We start from the raw sequence: 22,515 nt of genomic DNA, 5'->3' as shown, positions 1-22,515 counted from the left end.
ATTCATTTGGTGTAGACTGTTTATTTTTGAAATGCAATTTGAAATTCTGTCCAATCGTTATCTGATCGACACATAATGGATCCATTATGTTTTTCCACAATTTGTTTACATACAAATAATCCAATACCAGTTCCTAACTTTTTAGTAGTTACAAATGGTTCAAAAATCGTTTCTACATTTTCAGCTGGAATCATTGGTCCATTATTTTTTATCACAATTCGAATAGCTTGATCTTCTTCAAATACATCAATGATAATTTTTCGTTCTTCTTTCATTGATTCAAGAGCATCAATTGAATTCATTAATATGTTTAAAAATACTTGTCTCACTTCACTCCGATAACCAACAAGCGGAATTGGATACGGTAAATTCTTTTCAATCAAAACATTCGCATTGACCAAACTCGGATATAAGAATTGTATAATGTCTTGAAACAAGTCATTAAGCCAAAACCGTTCCGATTCATTCCACATTTCTTTTTTTGATACGAGTAAAAATTGCGAAATACGAAAATTTAATTGATCTAATTCATGCGAAATAATATCTAAATACGATAAACTCGGATGATCTGCCTTTAATAATTTGACAAACCCCATAATGGAAGTAAGCGGATTACGAAATTCATGTACAAAACTAGCTGACATTTGTCCTAAAATCGTCAGTCTTTCTTTATGTGTTTCGTTAATATATTGCTGTTTTTCCTCTAAATTCTTCGATATAATTTCCGAATATTTTAAAACGGTATAATAAATTAATTTGTCAAAACAAGTATGTATTTTTGCCATAATTGGTTTCAATTCACGAGCGCTAACATCTAATTCACACATCGCTTCGAAAAGTTCATTTCTTCCCACGTTTGCGTTATAAACAAAATCTCCAATATTCGCATCTGCTCCAGCACGTTCAATAGCAATTTTCTCACATAACGGTTGAAGATAATTTATATCTTTATCTTCCATAGTAAGTTCGATAATTAACTCTAGTAAATCCTCTCCATTTTGAACTACTTCTAGTTTAAATGGATCTTTTTCGGAAATTATCATTTTGTTTTTCCAGTTCTCTACGAATTGGTGCCTATTGTTTTTCAAGTGTGAACAAAATATTTCTTTAATATCCTTATCGATTGGAAAAACCTCCATTCCCTCCATTTCCATACGACGAATACCCTTTATATTTTGAATATTAACACAAAAAATACGATTCGTTAATAGATTTTTGTCACATTTTGTTAATTTCTGTTGATAAAATTATTTTTTCTTTCTTATTTAACTAATTGTATGCAAATCCCCTTTTTCCTTCACATATTTTCATTATTTCCGTAGTCAAAACGACTTTTTTTGCATCATTTTTAATTCTTGCGTACAATAGAAAATGAAAGGTGTGAAAAATATGGTAAATAAAAATGTGGAAGATTATCTCCAAGAAGGCATTTACGGCCAAAAGCAAAACAAACCAGAAGAACGTAATATGTATTTAACTACATTACGTGAGCGTGTGGAAATCGCTTTAACGATCGGTCAAGTAATGCAAAGTAATGTATACTCTGAAGTGGCGGGTAGCATGCGCCCTTCTCAATCATTACAACTCCTCCTAAATGGTGGCATTGCTTACCCACATTTATCAAAATACATTAAATTAGCAAACGAAAAAAATGTTCCTTTTACAATTGTTCAAAATAAAGATACAAAAACACCAATCGGTTTAGTATTAACTCATGCTACTGCTGTAGATAAAGAACAAATTTATGTAGAAGATACTATTTTCAAACAAGAAATGAAGTAAAAGTTACACTTAATTAAATAGTTACTAGAAGCGTAAAAAACGAGTATGGAATCGTAAACATTTCCTACTCGTTTTTTAGTGCAAGTTTTAAGTTTTTCTATTTTATTTTTTAATACATACTAATTTCATTTCTGTCATTTCTTCTATTGCATATTTAATTCCTTCACGCCCCGTACCACTTTCTTTCACACCACCATAAGGCATATGATCTACTCTGAACGTTGGGATATCATTAATCATGACACCACCAACCTCTAGCTCATCAATTGCACGCATTGCTTTAAATAAATTATTTGTGAATACACCTGCCTGTAAGCCGTAACGCGAATTATTTACTTGTTCAATCGCTTCATCAAATTCTTTAAATGTATTTACTGTCATGAGTGGACCGAATACTTCTTGGCACTGCACAGATACATAATCTGGAACATTTGTTAATACAGTCGGTTCAAAAATTCTTGCATCCCGCTTCTTACCACCGCATAAAACAGTTGCTCCTTCCTTAATTGCTTCTTGAACCCACATATCAATTCGCTCTACATCTTTTTTTGAAATTAAAGCTGATACATCCGTTTCCTCAAGCAGTGGATCACCAACAACAACTGATTCCATCGCTTTCTTTAGCTTCGAAAGAAATTCATGTATTTTCGTTTCATGTACAAAAACACGTTGTACGGAAATACAAACTTGTCCATTATTAACAAATGCTCCCCATTTTACACGTTCAATTATTTCATCTGTTAACTCTACATCTTCATCAATAATAACAGCAGCATTTGATCCTAGTTCTAACGTAACTCGTTTTAGCCCAGCCTTTTGTTTTATTCCGATTCCAACTTTTGGACTTCCGGTAAAAGTAATAGAAGCAACGTAATCATTTTTGACGATTGCCTCACCAACCGTGGAGCCAGGGCCAGAAATGATATTTAAAGCTCCATTTGGCAATCCTGCCTCTTCAAATAACTCAACTAATGCATAAGATGATAATGGCGTTTGATCAGCTGGCTTTAATACAACTGTATTTCCGGCAGCAATTGCTGGTCCAACTTTATGCGCTACTAAATTTAATGGGAAATTAAATGGTGTAATAGCCCCTATAACCCCAATCGGCTTTCGGATTGTATATGCGATACGCCCATCCGCACCAGGTGCGGCGTCTAATGGCAATGTCTCACCATATATACGCTTCGCTTCTTCAGCTGCAAATTTGTATGTTTGAACAGTACGATCTACTTCTCCCCTTGCAGCACGTATTGGTTTTGCAGCTTCTTTTGCAATAATCTCTGCAAATTCTTCTCTTCTTTCATCCATTTTTTGTGCAACTTTCTCTAAAATAGTCGCACGATCATATGCAGATAATGTATTCATTTTTGTCATTGCATTTTTTGCAGCGGTAACAGCCTCTTTTACATCTTCTTCCGTGCCTTGTGCAATTTCCGCTAATGTTTCTTCAGAATATGGTGCATATAATGGTTTATACGTGTTTACAGATTTCCAATCTCCATTTATATATAAATGCTTTTTCATACTTCTTCTCCTTCCAAATATATGTATACAACAATACTTCACCTAGTGAAAGGTTTGACTTATGTCATTGTATCATAGCCCTTATCCCTCAAAAAACATTATGCTCAAAAAAACTCTGCTATATAGCAGAGTTTACGAGCTAATTTGCTCTTGTAACGAAATTTGTTTTTCATCTTCTAAAATAACAATCGATTCTACTATCTTTGTAACTTCTAATCTTTTTATATAATGTCCATCTAATTCTTTCACACAAAACTTATAATTTTCAATTTCAATGGAATCCTCTTCAGCAATCTCTATATTCTTCGTTAAAATCCAACCACCGATTGTATCAACACCATCATCATCAATCCCTAAACCAAATAACGTATTCACTTCACTAACAAGTACTTTTCCCTCTAGTATCGTCTTCGTTTCACTAACTTGTTGAATTTCTGGCTGCTCATCCGTATCAAACTCATCCTGAATATCTCCAACAATTTCTTCCAGAATATCTTCAACAGTAACAAGTCCAGATGTTCCACCATATTCATCTATCAATATAGCAATATGTGTTCTTTCTTTTTGCATTTTTAAAAACAAATCATGAATTGGAATAGAATCAATAACTAAAATAATTGGTCTCATATATTGCTCTACTGTCTTCTTATTAACAGCTTTATGTTGTACAAATTCAGTAAAAATATCTTTAAAATTCACAAAACCTATTACGTGGTCTTTGTCGCCATCAACAACTGGATACCTTGTATATTTTTCACGAGACATTTTTTGCAAAGCTTCTTCAGCAGGCATCTCTTTACTTATAATATTCATTTCAGTTCGAGGTACCATTATTTCTTTTGCAATGCGATCATCGAATTCAAAAATTTTATTCACATATTTATATTCAGATTGATTAATCTCACCATTTTTATAACTTTCTGAAACTAACAACCGTAATTCTTCTTCTGAATGAATCTCATCATGCCCCTTCGGCGGTTTTAGCCCTAGCAGCTTCGTAATGATTCGAGCTGAACCATTTAATAGCCAAATGAATGGGAATGCAATACGATAAAAGAAAATTAACGGCTTAGAAACAAGTAAACTCACTTGTTCAGATTTTTGAATTGCAAATGTTTTTGGGGCCAATTCACCTATTACAACATGTAAAAAAGTAATTAACAAAAACACTAAAATTACAGCAAAAATGTCTGCTAGTTGAGTAGAGATATTCCAATTTGCAAAAAGCGTATCAAACATTTGCTTTAACGCAGGTTTACCAAACCACCCAATTCCTAAAGCTGTAACAGTAATTCCCAGCTGACAAGCAGATAAATATTCGTCTAAGTTTGTAATGACTGTTTTGACCGATGTTGCACGATTATTTCCTTCTGCAATTAAATAGTCAATTCGTGAACTTCTCACTTTAACAATTGCAAATTCTGCTGCAACGAAAAATGCCGTTAAAGCAATTAAAACAATCACTATACTTATACTATATATGTCCAAATACTTTTCCTTACTTACTTTGTAAGCAAGGAAGCCACCTCCTACTTAATTTTATTCAAGTGAAGTAAGCATTCTAATACTCTAACAAAATTCTACATTAGCAACCACCTTTTTATATATTATATGCATACATAAAAAAGATATTTATCATTATGATAATCTAATTCATTTACACTCGTCAAATTATTCTAAATGTTACGATAAAACATTTTTATTTAAACGAACTATTCTTCTCAACTCAATTTCGTGAAAAAACACTTTCTTTGCCGATTCCACACTTCTTTTGTCGCACTAGAAGGGAACTTACTTCATAGCTCGAAATCATTCAACAGGATATATATAGGAGGGATTATTTTGGAATATAAAACACCATTTATCGCAAAGAAATTAGGTGTTAGCCCAAAGGCTGTTGTCCGGATCGCACAACAATTAAATCTTACGATAGAGAAAAACAAATATGGCCACTTTATTTTCACACAAGAGGATGTCGATCAAATGTTAGAACACCATCGATTTCAAATAGAGCAATCTCAAAATTCTCAATCTACTCAAAAGGCTTCCTCAAATGAAGTTGAGGAATTAAAAACTCAAGTTAATACAATTGTTCAAAACATATTACCCAATGATTTTGAGCAATTAGCTGATCAATTAAACACTATTACGAGAAGACTTGATCGAATGGAAGAACAAATGCAAGATAAGGCAAATGATGTCGTCACGTACCAACTTTTACAACACCGTCGTGAAATGGAGGAAATGTTAGAGCGAATTCAAAAATTAGAAGCTGCCCTAACGAAAGAAGAACCCATTTATATTACTCCTGATTCAAAACCAACATATGAACGAGAAAAGAAACCGAAGCGCCGCAAAATGATTTTTAGTATATTTGGATTATAATTTTTAGACCCTTATTAAAATAATAAGGGTCTTTTTTAATGAAGAGTTATATCCTATACAAATATTATTCTCTTTATTATACATATTCACTTCGCTTTATTTCGTTAACATAATATTTTTACTGTATTCTGCAATTAATGCCTGTGCATGAGCATTCCCTTGAATCACATCACGAAATTCTTTTAAAGAATACAAATGCGTAACCCCTTTTCGAGCATGAATTCTTACTGGTACACCTTGTAAAGTATCATGAAACTGAAATGGATTATCTATTGGCTCAATTGGAAAACCAAGTGTAAGTAAATACATATACATTCTTTTTGTTACTGCTGCAATGTACCATTCAGCTTTTGTTTCTAACGCATGTATAAATAAAATAGCTGTTAGCCTTTTGAAATGTCCTCTCCCACGAGACGTTTTCGAAATACTTAACTTGCCTATTTCATATACATTCTTCAAATCTTTTACTAAATCATTTTTAGAAAACGGATAGAAAAACTCAGAATTTGATTGTTCAGGTATCGTATACTTAATACATTCTACTGTACCAATAGGATGTTCATCTTCTATTAATAAAAATCGTGATGGATTTAAATTACGTTCTACGAACATTAAGTTTCTTTCTTCACAAAAATCTCCCCATAGTTGCTCGAACCCAAAATGTTCTTCCTTTGTTTGAACACGCTGGAACATATTTAACCGCCTTTCCCATCGTCGCTCTGTTTTTGATAACGCTTTCACTATCTATCATATAAGAACAAATCTTCGTATGCAACTAAAAATATTTATGACTTATTATATTCTGCAAAATGAATTAGATTCCAATTTAATCGACTTTTATCCCGCGCTCACATTCCTTTTAATAACACATTTGTAACACTTTTCAAATCTAAATTACATTATGTTTCTTTCCATACAGCATATAATTCTTCTTAATCTAAAGAAATCCTTTATGAAAAAGGATTTCTTTTACTTCTTAATGCTTTTTAACCATTTTTCAAAAATTTGTATCATCCCATGTTTTCCAGCTAATTTCTCTTCCCCTTGTTTCGTCTTATATGGATATAACTGCAAGAAAACACCGCATCCAGACTCAATTTTTTTACTATGCATATGGCTTCCTGGATATACACAAATGACTTCATAAATTGACCTTCGATAATAGACTCGCTTTCCATCCTGTTCTTCTACATACTTTATAGACCAGTACTTATACATTTGCTCAGTTGCTTTCGTATTTCCGACGTGCTGAAAAATATTGTACATTGGACTATACTTCACTTCAATAATAATAGAAGATTTATATACGTATTTCCCATCTTCTTTTACATAACAGTCTAAGCGAATATCTGGCTTCTTCGTATCCTCACCATTGTAAAAATTACTACCTTTACTTAATGCAATAAGAGGATGTGTTTCAATTAAGTCATTAAATGCAACATGCACCTTTATATCATCTCGTTCTAAAACTACTGTCGTTCCATCTTGTAATCCATCTACATAAAAATGTTCTTGTATTTGTTCACGGATAGAGTTTCTAGCTTCAAAACCAATTTGCTCTAAAATTGAAATAACGATAAAAAAAGCGTAATATTCATACACTAAAAACGTTGGCTTATAAACAAATAATAACGATGGAGATTGATCCGTATATTGCGGGAGTACTTCTAAATGATGTAGTAATTGTTGATGTGGTATCGGTAAATCATGTAAGTTCATGTTACTTGTTTCAGTAACTTCCCTCCAAAACGAAGAATGCATTAACATTTGAAAGTATTGTACATTTTCATGCACAATATGCGCCAATATTTTATATTCTTGTATTTTCATTGAGCTCTTTCGTAAATCGGCTTCTTTTAGTAAATGTATATTTTTATATTTTTGCTTCTCTCTATCAGTTACCGATCCATTACGCTCAATTGTTTGTATAATCGTTTTTACGGCTTGAAACTCTTCTGATTTTTTCTTTTTTTCTCTTTCTAAGATTTCAATTGTTTGACGTAAAAAACTTTTTGCTTCAATTAAATAATGATAAAATTGCATCGCTTTATATTTAAGAAATGCATTTTCCTTACTATTTTTTTGTTCCATAAACTTACGATTATAATATTTGGCATAAGGTTTTCGTTCTGCTACTATAGTTCCTTTTCTTGTTGGCCTTCGCTCTTTTCCTTCCCATTTATATTCATTTATAAATTTTGAGCTTGATTCTATTTTCTTAAAGATTTGCTTTATCATTTTCATTTTTTGGGGTAACTTTCTAAGTAACACTAAATAAGAAGAATCCTCAATATCGCTAAGTGCAGAGAAGGTCTTTTTATAGTAACCTCTATCCAAAATCAACTCATTTAAAATTGACTTCACATAGTCTTGAATCATTTCAAATTGATCATCAAAAAAGTTTTTCGGTACGATTTGAAATGCGCCATAATACGTTGTATCTTCTATACGCACTTCAAAATGGTATAAACCACAGCGCCATGGATAAAAGAATTCTGTTTTCCCATGTTCATATATTAATACTCTTTGTTTTTTTTCATTTATTTCATATTGAGCCTCTTTTATATTTTTCTGTCCCTCATATACTTTATTCCATATAAAAGTAATATTCATTGGAATTTCATAATTGTACTGCAATCTTATTGGTTTTAATTCTTGTACTTTATAAATACATTGAACTAATGCTGTAGTAGATGTACAAAGACGATTTAATAAAATATAATCTCCTTTCCCCTCATTTCCAATGATTAACTTTAATACAAAAGGGAGCGTTTCATTCGTATCAACGATTTTTGTTTCGTAACGCCCTTCATTTTGCATATCCATACAGCTCCAGTTCTCTACGTTTTTCTCGTATATATGCTAAAGAGTGTTCAAATGTAGATACTCTGTTTGCAAGTGCAGATTGCAAAAGAGGTACTAAGGTCGCCCCCCTTTTTGCTTCTTCAGAAAGTAAAGGCCCAACCATCATTTCGGTCCCTCTGATTTTCGTCAATACACGCTGCTTTATTTGTAAATCAAACCCCTCTTCTCTACTGATCATATAGGTATGATTATTTTGGAACGGTATGTTTTGCAAATAAGTCGCAATTGCATTTGCACATCGGAAAGAAATTCCCTTAGACGCGTCATGTGATGACAATACGACATGCAACTTATCTAATAGCTCTAATTCTTCTTCAGAAAACACTTCAATCATCGCTTTATTTCTCATCCAATTTATCCGAAATTCTCCCGCTGTTACTTTCAAAGGTGGATGTAATACGACTTTCCCCTGTTCCATGCCCATCTCACAAAACGGAATTTTCTGTAACGTTATTAGGTTCGTTCGATCTAATAATCGATCAGAGAGCTCTTTTGTTGTTTCATCAAAATTCACAGTACCTACAAATATAATATTTTCTCCAATTTCAATTGTTGATGGAATTGAATTCTCTATGTCCTGTACACCCTCATACAAGTTTAAAATACGATTTTTTGTTTCAAGTTCAAGAACAGATAGAAACGGAGTAAACCAATGCTCAATATGAGACATGTTCATTTCATCAAAAACGATTATATACAGTTGATTTGGATTTTCTTTCGCCTTCATTAACGTCCTAACTAACTTCGTTTCACTTTCAATAAAAGTACCATTTGGATGAAGGTAACCAAGTAAATCATGTGGTTCTTGATACGATGGCGAAATCGGAATCCAAACCAACTCTTCCCCATACTGTAACCCTAATGCTTCTGCATAAGTTTGCACAAACCGTGATTTCCCAACGCCCGGTATACCACCAAGAATCGTTAACATATTTGTTTTTACACTTATATGGAAATTATAAATATCCGTTTCATCCAAATATAACCCTTTATTATGCACCATACTTTGTACATACTGTAAAAAAGACGATTCACGCTCATCCCATTCCCATTCATCTTTTTGTACTTTTATATCCTCTACTTCAACTAGCTTACCTTCTTCATGCATTCGTTTTTTTAATTGCTCATACACATAATCACTTACAAAATATAATTGATCTTCTACCGCTATTTCTACATACTTCGTCCAGTCACTGCAGTTTATATATTTACACTCACGTTTCTGTTCAAAATAGGCGATTGAGCTAATTGATGACTTTAGGGATATGTTTCCGTAAAGTCTTCCATCGTGCCACAATAATTCGGGAGGCTCAAAGTCTTTCGGAAATTTTGGCATAAGAAATGATAAATAACCGTTGCTAAGTTTTCGTTCTAAAGATTCTCTTTTTTTATTATTTGTAACTTTAGGTGCCGGAATCATTTTATAGCTGCTTGCTATTTCTTTCGGTTCTTCTGTACATATTAACTCCACGTATACATTTCCTCTTTCATAATAAAGACGAAACATTACTAGTTGCTTTTCTAATTTCCTCTTCTTTAATTCCGAAAAGATTTTTTCATTCTTTTTATTGCTACATAACCCTTCAAATACATATGGTTCATTTGTAAATTGTTCCTGTAAAGTGAATGGTATTGGCGATAAGCATTGTACAAAGAAATTCTCTCCACTCTTCTCTTTCTCAGCTTTTGTAAATTTCCCTAAAAATCTCATATAGTACATTCGTTTTATAAAACTTGGCTGAAGAGCTTTATGTAATTTCACCTTAGTCACCTTCTTTTTTCATACTATTCTTAGTGTATGAAAGAAACGAAAAACTAGAAATAAAAAACCTGACGTTATCCGCCAGGTTCAAAATAAAAACTTATATTAATGAGAAGGAAATGCTTTTTTCTCCTGTAAAATTGCATTATGAGCAATTTTCATTTTCGCAAGTACGTAACGTAATCGATCTTCAGCGTTTTCATCTTTACTTATTTGTAATTCCGCCAAATTTTCAACAGAACTTGCTAAATTTTCAATGACTCCTCTTAGTTCAGGATGATGATTAAAAAAAGATTCTTGCACTAATACTTTCCTTAACTCACTAGCTAAATCAATTATTCTAGACAACTGTTCTTTTTCTTCCATTCTCATCCCTCCTGAATATCTTATGTAGTAAATATTCTCTAAACAAAGAAAAAAGCCCTTTAAATGAAAAGGACTTTTTACATTTTTATATTTCCAGTTAATAACATATATATGGATGTGATAGCCGCAACAATAATTGCCCACATCACATACTTCTCTGCACCTATAAAGCAACGGTTCCCTTGTTCTTTTCTTGCAAATGTGTAAACAATAATTCCAATTCCATACACAATTGAAACGAGTAGTAAATTCTTTAAACCAGCTGCATAAAGAAGCCATACAGAGTAAATAGAAGCAATTAAAGCTAACGCTCCGTTTTTTAATTTAGCGTCTTTTAGCTCGTTTGTAATGACTAATTTAAATTGGAATAACGCTGATAATAAATATGGTAATAAAATTGATGTTGAGGCAATGAAATACATAATTTGATATGTTGATTCCGAAAACAAAACGATGATAAATATAGTTTGGGCAACACCATTTGAAATCCATAATGCCATGTGCGGTGTTTGCTTTTTATTTGTTTTCGTAAAGACTTTCGGAAATACGCCATCTTTTCCTGCCACATGAGAAATTTCAGAAACAAGTAAAAACCAACCAATTAATGTACCGACAAGTGAAGCAACTAATCCGATGTTAATCGCAACTGCACCCCATGGACCAACAACGTGCTCTAATACATGCCCCATTGAAGGGGTTTCTAACACAGAAAGTTCGCCTCTTGTCATAGCTCCCATTGACAGGACAGAAATTAAAATATAAATGGACATTACTAAAATAAGTCCCAATACTGTTGCCTTTCCAACATCTCGACTATTCTTCGCTCTTCCAGATAATACAACTGCTCCTTCAACTCCAATGAAAACCCAAAGTGTTACAAGCATTGTATTTTTCACTTGACCAAGTATAGCGGAAAGTGAGATCGTTCCTTCTCCCCAAAAATCATGTGTAAATGTGTCCCAGCGAAAGGCTGTTACCATTACAACAATAAATAAAACGATTGGAACTAACTTCCCTATTGTTGCGATCACATTCATAATAGAAGCTTCACGAATTCCAAATAAAATTAAAAAATGAAGTGTCCATAATAAAAGTGATGCCCCAACGATAGACGCAACATTATTTCCTCCTTTGAAAATTGGAAAGAAATAACCTAATGTACTAAACAGTAACATAATTGTTGCGACATTACCTAAGATTCCTGCTAGCCAATATCCCCAAGCACTATTAAATCCAATATATTCACCGAAACCAGCACGTGCATAACTATAAATTCCACCTTCAAGTTCCGGTTTTTGTCTTGCTAACGTTTGATATACGAGCGCAAGTGGAATCATTCCCATCGCTGTAATACACCAGCCAATTATTATTGCACCACTGTTTGCTCCTACTGCTAAATCATGCGGTAAACTAAAAACACCGCCACCAACCATTGTTCCAACTACTAATGCGATTAATGGAAAAAATCCTAACTTCTTTTCTATTTGTACCACCCCATCTGTCATTCTAGGTGTTATGTTCGTTCAACTATTAAAGTCACCTTTTTCTCTAATAGACGTTTCTCTTATATTTTTTCAGGAAAACATTACTTATTCTAAAAGAAAATGAGCAAAAATGGAATACTTTTTTGAAAAAATGTATAAGTATGCACAAAAAAACCGCTCATTTTGTAATGAACGGCCATTTCAAACATATAAATTTGTATATTTCTTGTAAATTTAACGAAGTAACTTCTCTTTTTGTAAAAATTGTTTTGCGACTTCTTCACTACTTTTACCATTTACGTTAACTTCATAATTCATTTTTCGCATTTCTTCATCTGTAATCTTTCCAGATAATTTATTTAATACCTTTTCAAGTTCAGGATATTTCTGTAACGTTTCTTTTCTTAATAATGGTGCTCCTTGATAAGGTGGGAATAACCCTTTATCATCTTTTAGCACTTTCAGTCCGTATTGCTCCAATTCACTATCTGTTGAATATGCATCAATTACGTTAACATCTCCAGATTCAATTGCGCTATAACGCAGCTTCGGCTCCATCGTTTTAACATTCGAGAACTTATAGTTATATAATTTTTGCATTCCTTTATAACCATCTTCACGATCAGCAAATTCCAATGTAAATCCTACTTTGGCTTCCTGCGCAACATTCCCTAAATCAGAAATTGTATTTATATTCTTTTGATCTGCTATTTTTTTCGGCATAGCTAGTGCATATGTATTGTTATACTCCATTGGCTTCAACATAATCATATTATATTTCTTTTCCATTCCAATGCGAGCCTGCTCATATACTTCATCACGATTTGTACTCTTTGGTTCTTCTTTTACGAAAGTAGATAAAGCTGTTCCTGAAAATTCTGGGTATATATCTACTTCTCCTGATTTCAACGCTTCAAATACAAATGCTGTTTTCCCAAGACCTGGTTTTAATTGTACGTGTAAATCTGTATCTTGTTCAATAAGCTGCTTATACATTTGAATTAAAATTTCAGGTTCTGATCCAAGTTTGCCCGCAATAACAATATCTTTCTTTTCTGTACTCCAAAGAAATGGAGAAGCAATCATTATACAAACAATACATATCGTCAATATAACACGCTTAGAAGAGCGTTTCGGTCGTTCAAGTATGCGAAGTACTATATCAAAGAATAAAGCGAGTAACGCGGCTGGTACGGCCCCTAAAATGATAAGCGCATGATCATTTCGATCTATACCTAATAGTATAAGCTTACCGAGCCCACCTGCACCAATGAGAGCTGCTAATGTAGCCGTTCCAACAATTAATACCATCGCTGTACGAATACCAGCCATAATGATAGGCAATGCAAGAGGAAGTTCTACCTTCCACAATCTTCTCCAACTATTCATCCCCATAGCTTTCGCGGCTTCTATTAAAGATTCATCTAATTCCCTTATTCCTGTATATGTATTTCGTAAAATAGGTAATAGTGCATACACAACTAATGCGATAATCGCTGGAAGTTTTCCGATTCCTACTAATGGAATTAATAGTCCGAGTAATGCAAGTGATGGCACTGTCTGCATTACTGCAGAAGTTCCTATTATAAATTCAGCCATTCGTTCTTTTCTTGTTAATAAGATGCCAAGTGGCACCGCTATAATTACTGCAAAAAATAATGAAATAAGCGATATTTGTAAATGCTCACTTAATGCAGTTAGTAATTCTATTTTTCGTTCTTGGAACGTTTGTATAAAATTAGTCACTGTTTAGCCTCTTTCCTTCATTTGTTCAACAATGTAATTGACAATGTGACGACTTGTTAACGCTCCAATATATTGACCGTTTTTTTCAACTGGAACGACCTCCTCATCACGCACACGAACTAACGCTTCTTGTAAAGAAGAATGTAATGATAGCGCCTGCCCTTTTAATTGCACACTTTGATCAAGCGGCAATACATCTGCTACACTTTTCCCCTCATACCAAGTTCGCCCACGATTTCCAATGAATTCCTCTACAAATTCATTTTTCGGATTATGTATAATTCCTTCTGGTGTATCTAGTTGAACAACTTTTCCTTCTTTCATAATACAAATGCGATCTCCAAGTGATAATGCTTCTTGCATATCATGTGTTACGAACACGATTGTTTTTTGAATCTTTTTTTGCAACTGTACAATATCCTTCTGAAGCTGTTCCCTACTTAATGGATCTAACGCACTAAATGGTTCATCCATAAGAACGATTTTCGGGTTTGCGGCTAATGCTCGCACGACACCGACACGTTGTTTTTGTCCTCCTGACAATTCATCAGGCATACGATTTCGATAAATATCCGGATCTAATCCAACCATATGTAACAAGTCATCGACGCGTGCTTTAATTTCTTTTTTGCTCCATTGCCTCATTTCAGGAACAACTGCAATATTTTCAGCAATTGTCATATGAGGAAACAAAGCAATCTGTTGCAACACGTATCCTATATCCCAACGTAATTCGTTTATATTATATCGTTGAATATCTTTTCCATCGATTAAAATCGATCCTTCAGTCGTTTCGATTAAACGATTAATCATCTTCATTGTCGTTGTTTTCCCGCAACCACTCGGACCGATGAGAACAAAAAATTCTCCCTTTTTAATTTCTAAATGCAATGAATCCACTGCTTTCGTGCCATCTTCATACGATTTTGACACATGATTAAATTGAATCACAAATACAACTCCTTTACTGTTGTTTCCTTTATTTTGATGGAATATGGCATTCATTTCAAATGATACGCTTTTAAATTAAAAAAGAGCTCACATTTGAGCTCTAACGGTCGAACAATATTGTTTTCATTATAGCAGCATATTCGCGAACATACATTTTTCTCTTAGAACGAATTGGTGTTTCAGCAGCTAGTGCCTCCATCTTCATGCCTAAACGCTTTGCAATTATTTTCGTTCGATATAAATGATACGTATTACTTACAACTACCGCATGTTTCACATTATATAAATCCATACTAAACTTTAAGTTTTCATACGTATTTGTAGATTGATCTTCTATTAAAATACGACTCTCATCTATACCGTGTACCATTAAATAGTTTCTCATGCTGTGAGCTTCCGGTATATCTTCATCTTCTCCTTGACCACCTGAAACAATTACTTTCGCTTCAGGATGGGAAAATAAATACTCCAACGCTACATCCAAACGATTTTGAAGAGATAAAGACGGTCTATCTCCAAATAACTTTGCACCCAGTATAAGAACGTACGGAGAGTGATAGCTCAACTTTTCACGAGCAACTTTGTTCATTCTAAACGTCATATAAATGATATATAGTGGCGGTAATAATAAAATGATAAGAAAGATCCATTTGTTCATAAATAAGTTTGCACTCCCTTTCTTTTTATTATACAGAAAAAGAAAGGGTGGCAGAAGTGTTTTTTAAACGATTGATTTATTAGAAACATTCGCCGCTACTTTACGTTGTGATAGTACATAATAAATAGCGATTCCTAATGAGAAGATCAATATGCAGCTTAATACATAAAATGGAAGCATTACTCCGGCTTTAGATACACCCGCTGTAAACAGCATTAATAATACAATTCGTATTCCAGTACCAATTAAGCGAAATAAGCTGTCTACACGTCCCATTACTTCGTTTGGAATTTCCTCCATCATCAATACATTTCTCGCCACTCTTGTACCCGCATTTCCAACTGCTTGAAAAATTGCAAGTCCATATAAGAAAATTACGGAAGGTTCAATAATCATTGCGGTAATTGAAATTACATAAATGAACATCGTCATAACGATTGAAACTTCTGTTTTTACATATTTCATTATGAGTGGAATACAGATTCCTGCAACAACCGCTCCGACACCGTACATCATCCCCTCTATTGCGTATACAGAGGCATTGGCTTTAAGTATATCCGAAATATAAACTGGTATTAAATAATTTGCCATCATAACACCTATAAACGGCATATAAGTGGCCAGTAAGAACCAAAAGAGCTTAGGACGTTTTTTCATAAAGTGAATTCCTTCAAACAATTGCTTCTTAAATGTTATTTTTCTTTTCACTTCTTTTTTCTTTACGTACGGTATACATAAGAAAAGAAAAAATGCTCCAGCAAAAGTTAACATGTCTACTAACAAAATCCACTTCAAAGATACAATTTCAATTAAGAAGCTCGCGGCCGCTCCAGAAATAACTTGTGTTAACTGTCCTTGTATTTCCATCGTTCCACTTAAACTTTTATAATGTTCTGCTTGAAATATCTCTTGGTTGAACGCAAATATTGTAGGATAAAATAATAAATAGTAGAATGATCCGGCTATATAAATAAGAATATAGTGAATAGAATGATAAGGTTGCCCAGCAAATCCCCATATAACCATTATTCCGATTACGGCTATTCCGATTCCTTCGTTACATAGCAATAAAGATTTTCTTGAAAAACGATCAATACTTTGCCCAATGAATGGTGTTAATAAAAACATAATGAGGGTTGCAATGATAGAAACATAACCAAATGTTGTCTCTCCTCCACTTTCTTTAATTAACAGCCAAGGAATCGTTATCATAACAATCCCGGAACCAATAGCAGATAGACTATTGGCTCCTAGAATGTAATACAAGCGAGAATCATGATAAAGTGAGGACATATCATTCCACTCCTAGTTGTTTTTTCACCTCTTTATATACGCTCATATATGCTTTCAATTCTTTAACTACATCATGAATTAATGGTTTTGCATCTTCCCCAAGTTCACCATCTTGCACATGTAATCCATCAAGCACAACTTGTTTTGGAATTGCATTTGCATAAACACCTCTAGCGACCGTTCGCATGCTGTTTAATGCATTTATTCCACCTTTACCGCCACCAGCAACCGCTAACAACGCAACTGGTTTATGAATAAATTCACTACTACTTAAGTAATCTAAAGAGTTTTTCAGCGCACCGCTCATCGCATTATGATATTCTGGTGTACATAATACAACCCCATCCGCAGCTTTCACTAACGTTTTTAATTTTTTTACTGCCTCTAAATCACGTTGCGACTCTTCTCCATTGTATAAAGGTAACTCCTCAATTGCTAAATCATATAATTCCCCTTCAAATTGATCCGCAATATATTTTGCCACCACGCGAGTTCTACCAAATTTTCTTGGTGTACCGTTAATAACGACTAGTTTCATGATTATTTCTCCCCTTTGTTTTCAAGTTCTACTTATATATTATCAGAAATTTCTATACAAAACACAATATAAAGAGTTAACTTGTTTCATAAAATAGTATGATAAACAAAAAAGAACTCATACTTTCGTATGAGTTTCGTACAATTACTTTGATTCATCTCTCATGCTCAATGTACCTAAACTTTCATTTGCTTCAAAATGATTATATGCTTTTTCCGCTAATCTTTTCCGTTCTTCTGGTAATTCTATATATTTCATTACGTTTTCAATTATTTTTTCGTACGGAGTAAATACAATTCCTGGCCACTCTACCTCATCTTCTGGATTACTATTTTCGGAAATAATAAATTTCTTATTCGCAACTGCATAAGACACGCGAGGTGTTTCAAGAATTCCTGATAAGTAAAAATGAATATTTAATATAATTTTAGCTCTAGCAATCAATTCATTTCTAACAATTCCCCACGCATTATTTTTAAAAACTATATTTAAATTCGGGGCAATCGCTTTTAGATGATCAAAAATAGCTTGTCGCCTCGGATTAAGAGCACCTATAAACAGAATATCAATATCTTCAATAATCTCATCTTCAAACGCATCTTTTTTTATTTCCAAAGTTGGAGCATAGTTCATTTCTACATGTTTTATTTCTTTTCCTACCCCTTTTTGTTGAAGCCATTCTATATTTTGTTTACTATAATCCCAAATCACTCTATCTTTTAATAATATTAAATAAAGGGGATGCGCATATGGACTTCCTTCGTATAGCTGTTCTAAATTATAAATAATTGCATCTTTCGGAAGAAGATTCGGGTTATATGCGTATGTATGTGCTCCAAAAACAACTGTATTCTTTGCATTTTCCAGTATTGTTTCTGATATAATTACTGTATTTCCCTCCTGCTCCAACCGCCACTTTAAAGCTCGCGCAACATCTATGAAACTACCGTATGTCTTTGGGCATATAAAAAGACAATAATCATATTCTTTATTCAAATAAACTTCCATTAATCTTAAATTATTTTTATATAAATCTACATCTGGATGTTTAAGTACCAACTCATTTGCATGTTTTCTTGCTACTTTATATAATCCAGCATAATAAGCAGCGATGCATCTTCTTAATTCGATTCTTTCCCGGTCCTCATCTAATACATCCATGTTTAAAAGAAGATTTGCGATACAATACGCTTTTAAATGATCACGATCATAATAATAGTCTAGTAGTGGCATCAATTCTTCATACGTATTTCCATGCACCGATTCTCCTAGTTCAATCGCCCATCTCATTAATTCCATGATTACTCCACTACTCCTTTAACCGAAAATGTATTTAATAAAATTTCGCATTATTCTCTACTATATTTGCTATATGAAATGGAATCTTTTCTTTTATCGATTCCAAATACTTTTGCGACACCGCCCCTAAATGTTTTTTATGAGGTATATAGAAAGCACTAATAGAAATTTCATAGTCAAATAAGTAATCATACACATGATAATCTACAAATAGTAGATCATCCTTTGGAAAAGGAATTTCCTTCCCTTGCAGAGCATACATCAAAGCAATATTGTTTTGAGATCGTAATCGATACAACCTTGCAAGTTGGTATAATGGTTCAGCCCGGGTTGGTCTATATTCCCAAGCTTTTTGAAAATAAAAAACAGCTAATGCTAAATATTGCTCTTCTTGCCCTTTAACAGTTTCTTTTTCATCAGCATCTGTCACTTCATTTTGTTTATTTGCTGAACGATTTGCTAACTGCTCATAACAAAATCCTATTCGCAATAACGAATAGAATACCTCTTCAACCCATCCTCCTGCTTCCACTCGTTTTTTATACCATTTAATTGAATTCTCAAATTGACTTAAATGAAAATAAGTCTGAGCTAAATAAAATAAATATCTTATATGCAAATCTGGCGTTGTTTCTGGGTCGTTTATTCCTTGTAACAACAACCTCTCATCTCTTTCAAATTTATCAGCTTTGCTCCCGCCATCTCCGGGATCATTCACGACAAGAGTCTCTAACCGAGCTACCCTCGTATTGTAATTCGCTCCAACTTTTGAACGATCTATATCCCAATACTCATGAGTAACACCGACAGATTTCCATGGTAAAGAAGCTTTCAAAAGACGCGTAAGCCAATATTTAATATGAACATCATATTGTAATGTAAGATAATGATCTTCCGTTAAGCTCGTTTTATCGAAATTCGGATCGACCTCTAAAATCATATCCGCATCTAATATTAATAAATAATCTGCTTCTGGGTATGTTTTTTGCGCTAACGAAACAGCTAAGCTTCTGTTATAACCAAAGTTTTTAAACGGCTCATGATGAACCGTCCCAGGTATCTCATTTTCCTTACACCAATTTTCAATAATTTCAGGCGTATTATCCGTCGATCCAGTATCACAAATAGAAACAAAGTCTACAATTGATTTTGTTGCATTTAAACATCTTTCCATAATTCTAGACTCATTTTTGACGATCATACAAAGACATAACTTTTTTTCTTCCTTTACAGACTTCACTTGCTCATTTCCCATTTAACCACCTCATATTTTATTAACACGCTCTTCTCATATGTAACAACATTTCTTAGCTATACTGATGACATAAGCACCCTTTTACTATTTATGAAAACTTCATTTTATTTATTCTTACTTTTATGTTGAGATATATTTCATGCAGCGCTTTATATTTGATACAATCAATACAAAAAAACATAATGCGGGAATCCGTACATTTCAAAGTCTAAGAGGAGGTTATTGTCATTTGTGACAAAAAAACGATGATTGATTGGTATTTTTAAATTAGTAATTTCTTAAACTATAAAAAAGAAACTTGCGCTTATGCACAAGTTTCTTTTCAAAAACATCCTTATTTTTTCACAACTTCATGTCCACCGAACTGATTACGTAGTGCTGAAACTACTTTTCCATGGAATGTATCATCTTCCTGAGAACGATAGCGCATAAATAATGACATAGCGATAACTGGTGCTGCAGCTTGAAGTTCAAGTGCAGTTTCAACAGTCCATTTTCCTTCTCCTGAAGAGTTCATTACACCTTTAATGCCATCTAGTTTCGGATCTTCTGCAAATGCTTTTTCAGTTAAGTCCATTAACCAACCACGGATAACTGATCCATTCGCCCATACTTTTGCAACATCTTCATAATTGAAATCAAAGTCACTCTTATCTAGTACTTCAAATCCTTCAGCGATTGCTTGCATCATGCCGTACTCAATACCGTTATGAACCATTTTTAAGAAATGACCACTACCAACACGGCCAGCATAAGAATAGCCATTTTCTACTGCTAAATCTTTAAATAAAGGTTCTAATTGGTCGTAAATTTCTTTTTCTCCACCAACCATTAAGCAAGCACCGTATCTAGCTCCTTCTACACCGCCTGATGTACCGATATCTATATAATGTAATCCGAAGCTTTTTGCTTCTTCAGCACGGCGTAACGTATCTTTATAGAATGAATTTCCGCCTTCAATAACGATATCACCTTCATCTAATAACGGATAAACATCTTTTAGTACTGACTCTACAACTTCTCCTGCAGGCACCATTACCCAAATTGTACGAGGAGCTTCTAGTTCAGCGATCATTTCTTTTAATGTATGACGTGCAGTAATTCCTAGTTTTCCTGCCTTTTCAACAAGCTCTTTATTTACATCGTATACAACTACTTCATGCTTGTCTTCATATAAGTGTTCAGCTAATGGGAATCCCATTTTTCCTAATCCAATTAAACCTAGTTTCATATTAATCAATCTCCTATTCTATACAAATATATTTAATATCGAAATTAGCCCAAGTGCTACTACAGATAATATAGTCTCCATTGCAGTCCATGTTAATAATGTTTCTTTCACAGTCATTCCGAAATACTCTTTAATCATCCAAAATCCTGAATCATTCACGTGTGATAAAATTAATGACCCTGCACCAGTTGCAAGTGCTAATAATTCAACATTTACACCTGGTGTGCTTGCTGCAATCGGCGCAACAATACCAGCTGCTGTCATCATAGAAACAGTTGCCGATCCAGTTGCAATTCGAATAAGTGCCGCAATTCCCCACCCTAATAATATCGGTGAAATATGTGATTCTTTCGCCATATCTGCAATTGTCGTTCCAATTCCAGAATCTAATAGTACTTTATTAAATGCGCCGCCTGCACCAATAACTAACAATATGTTTGCAATAGGTCCAAGGCAATCATTTGTAAATTGTAACACTTTATCTTTTGAGAAACCTTTTGCATATCCAAGACTAAAGAAAGAGTAAATGGTTGCAATTAATAAAGCGACAATCGGATCTCCAATAAAGTGTAATACTTGTGCTAGTTGACTCGTTTTATTTAATGCAACTTCTGCTATTGATGCACCAAGCATAAGAAATACTGGAAGTAAAATTGTAAACAATGTATTCCCAAAGCTTGGAAGCTCTTTTTTATTATCTTTTTCAATAAATTGCTCCGCTATATCTAATGGTACTTCCTTATGTATACGAGCACCAATCCATTTCCCGTAAAGTGGACCTGAAATAATTGCAGTTGGAAGTCCGACAATTAATGCATATAAAATTGTCTTCCCTACATCTGCTTTAAAAATACCAACTGCCGCCATTGCCGCTGGATGCGGCGGCACTAGTCCGTGCACAACGGATAGTCCTGCTACTAGCGGGATACCGATTGTAATAAGTGATACCCCTGTTTCTAATGCAATTGTAAATACTAACGGAATTAATAGTACAAATCCAACTTGGAAAAATACCGGAATCCCTACTAAAAATGCAACGAACATCATCGCCCAGTGAACTCGTTTCTTCCCAAAACGATTAATTAATGTGTTAGCGATACGTTCAGCACCACCAGATTCGGCCATCATTTTTCCAAGCATCGTTCCTAGTGCTAAAACTATTGCTAAAAATCCTAACGTATTACCAAGTCCTAGTTTAATAGAATCAATAATTCCTGGATCTTTTGGTGAAGTTCCAATTAAAGGCATTCCCATTGCTAATCCTACACCAATTGCTGTTAAAATTAATGCGACAAATGGATGCCATTTTACTACCGTAATAAGTAAAAGTAGTATGACAACTGCCGCTAGTACGATCCCAACTACCATTTCTC

General features: G+C 33.8%; 19 protein-coding genes and 1 pseudogene. 3 read left to right on the top strand and 17 right to left on the bottom strand.

Features of this window, described 5'->3' with window-relative positions:
- Window positions 1–20: 20 nt before the first annotated feature.
- Entirely contained in the window at window positions 21–1,154 is a 1,134-nt protein-coding gene (locus ACS2CR_RS05145) for a BA2291 family sporulation histidine kinase (protein WP_000425086.1), read from the bottom strand.
- 235 nt (window positions 1,155–1,389) lie between these two features.
- Here ACS2CR_RS05145 and ACS2CR_RS05140 point away from each other — a divergent pair, with 235 nt between their 5' ends.
- On the top strand, window positions 1,390–1,782 hold the full coding sequence (locus tag ACS2CR_RS05140) for a YueI family protein (protein WP_000247557.1): 393 nt from the start codon (window positions 1,390–1,392) through the stop codon (window positions 1,780–1,782).
- A gap of 102 nt (window positions 1,783–1,884) precedes the next feature.
- Here the strand turns inward: ACS2CR_RS05140 and ACS2CR_RS05135 are convergent, their stop codons facing one another.
- Window positions 1,885–3,309 carry an aldehyde dehydrogenase family protein gene (locus tag ACS2CR_RS05135; protein ID WP_016109912.1) on the bottom strand — a complete coding sequence of 475 codons (1,425 nt, stop codon included), beginning with the start codon at window positions 3,307–3,309 and terminating at the stop codon, window positions 1,885–1,887.
- A gap of 132 nt (window positions 3,310–3,441) precedes the next feature.
- Entirely contained in the window at window positions 3,442–4,797 is a 1,356-nt protein-coding gene (locus ACS2CR_RS05130; RefSeq protein ID WP_016109911.1) for a hemolysin family protein, read from the bottom strand.
- Between the two features lie 354 nt (window positions 4,798–5,151).
- Between ACS2CR_RS05130 and racA the strand changes: the two genes are divergently transcribed.
- Window positions 5,152–5,694 (top strand): chromosome-anchoring protein RacA, encoded by a 543-nt coding sequence (gene racA, locus ACS2CR_RS05125; protein ID WP_000456021.1) that lies wholly within the window; start codon window positions 5,152–5,154, stop codon window positions 5,692–5,694.
- 96 nt (window positions 5,695–5,790) lie between these two features.
- On the opposite strand, the gene ACS2CR_RS05120 is transcribed toward racA, so the two are convergent.
- From ACS2CR_RS05120 to ACS2CR_RS05065, 12 genes are all read right to left on the bottom strand, one after another.
- Window positions 5,791–6,387, bottom strand: coding sequence for a hypothetical protein (locus ACS2CR_RS05120; RefSeq protein ID WP_000487794.1), 597 nt, complete (start codon window positions 6,385–6,387; stop codon window positions 5,791–5,793).
- A 276-nt stretch (window positions 6,388–6,663) separates the two neighbouring features.
- Entirely contained in the window at window positions 6,664–8,514 is a 1,851-nt protein-coding gene (locus ACS2CR_RS05115) for a hypothetical protein (RefSeq protein ID WP_001178736.1), read from the bottom strand.
- Window positions 8,504–10,321, bottom strand: a complete 1,818-nt coding sequence (locus tag ACS2CR_RS05110) for an AAA family ATPase (protein ID WP_053512291.1) — start codon at window positions 10,319–10,321, stop codon at window positions 8,504–8,506. Before ACS2CR_RS05110 ends, ACS2CR_RS05115 begins: the two co-directional genes overlap by 11 nt.
- Window positions 10,322–10,426: 105 nt before the next feature.
- On the bottom strand, window positions 10,427–10,687 hold the full coding sequence (locus ACS2CR_RS05105) for a hypothetical protein (protein ID WP_000391445.1): 261 nt from the start codon (window positions 10,685–10,687) through the stop codon (window positions 10,427–10,429).
- A 77-nt stretch (window positions 10,688–10,764) separates the two neighbouring features.
- Window positions 10,765–12,192, bottom strand: a complete 1,428-nt coding sequence (locus tag ACS2CR_RS05100; protein WP_053512292.1) for a basic amino acid/polyamine antiporter — start codon at window positions 12,190–12,192, stop codon at window positions 10,765–10,767.
- 213 nt (window positions 12,193–12,405) lie between these two features.
- Window positions 12,406–13,917 carry an ABC transporter permease/substrate-binding protein gene (locus ACS2CR_RS05095; protein ID WP_000181014.1) on the bottom strand — a complete coding sequence of 504 codons (1,512 nt, stop codon included), beginning with the start codon at window positions 13,915–13,917 and terminating at the stop codon, window positions 12,406–12,408.
- Window positions 13,918–13,920: 3 nt separating this feature from the next.
- The gene (locus ACS2CR_RS05090; protein WP_053512294.1) at window positions 13,921–14,868 is read right to left on the bottom strand and encodes an ABC transporter ATP-binding protein; all 948 of its coding nucleotides are present in this window, start codon (window positions 14,866–14,868) and stop codon (window positions 13,921–13,923) included.
- Between the two features lie 100 nt (window positions 14,869–14,968).
- A complete protein-coding gene (locus ACS2CR_RS05085) occupies window positions 14,969–15,526 on the bottom strand; it encodes a YdcF family protein (RefSeq protein ID WP_001045713.1) in 558 nt (185 codons plus the stop codon).
- 63 nt (window positions 15,527–15,589) lie between these two features.
- A complete protein-coding gene (locus ACS2CR_RS05080; RefSeq protein WP_000097161.1) occupies window positions 15,590–16,819 on the bottom strand; it encodes an MFS transporter in 1,230 nt (409 codons plus the stop codon).
- A gap of 1 nt (window position 16,820) precedes the next feature.
- Window positions 16,821–17,357, bottom strand: a complete 537-nt coding sequence (locus ACS2CR_RS05075) for an NADPH-dependent FMN reductase (protein WP_000780355.1) — start codon at window positions 17,355–17,357, stop codon at window positions 16,821–16,823.
- Window positions 17,358–17,501: 144 nt separating this feature from the next.
- A complete protein-coding gene (locus ACS2CR_RS05070; protein WP_000422324.1) occupies window positions 17,502–18,656 on the bottom strand; it encodes a hypothetical protein in 1,155 nt (384 codons plus the stop codon).
- Between the two features lie 34 nt (window positions 18,657–18,690).
- Window positions 18,691–19,911, bottom strand: coding sequence for a glycosyltransferase (locus tag ACS2CR_RS05065; RefSeq protein WP_000526219.1), 1,221 nt, complete (start codon window positions 19,909–19,911; stop codon window positions 18,691–18,693).
- 139 nt (window positions 19,912–20,050) lie between these two features.
- On the opposite strand from ACS2CR_RS05065, the pseudogene ACS2CR_RS05060 reads away from it, so the two are divergent.
- A pseudogene (locus ACS2CR_RS05060) lies at window positions 20,051–20,134 on the top strand (DUF2711 domain-containing protein); the annotation flags it as partial.
- A gap of 111 nt (window positions 20,135–20,245) precedes the next feature.
- Here the strand turns inward: ACS2CR_RS05060 and gnd are convergent.
- Window positions 20,246–21,142 carry a phosphogluconate dehydrogenase (NAD(+)-dependent, decarboxylating) gene (gene gnd, locus ACS2CR_RS05055; RefSeq protein WP_016109906.1) on the bottom strand — a complete coding sequence of 299 codons (897 nt, stop codon included), beginning with the start codon at window positions 21,140–21,142 and terminating at the stop codon, window positions 20,246–20,248.
- 18 nt (window positions 21,143–21,160) lie between these two features.
- Window positions 21,161–22,510 carry a GntP family permease gene (locus ACS2CR_RS05050; RefSeq protein WP_000260202.1) on the bottom strand — a complete coding sequence of 450 codons (1,350 nt, stop codon included), beginning with the start codon at window positions 22,508–22,510 and terminating at the stop codon, window positions 21,161–21,163.
- Between the last annotated feature and the right edge of the window lie 5 nt (window positions 22,511–22,515).

Source organism: Bacillus cereus group sp. BceL291 (assembly GCF_051776705.1).
Taxonomy (GTDB): Bacteria; Bacillota; Bacilli; order Bacillales; family Bacillaceae_G; genus Bacillus_A; species Bacillus_A cereus.
Note: the sequence above shows the minus strand (reverse complement) of the source record. Positions and strands in the feature narration are given on the sequence as shown.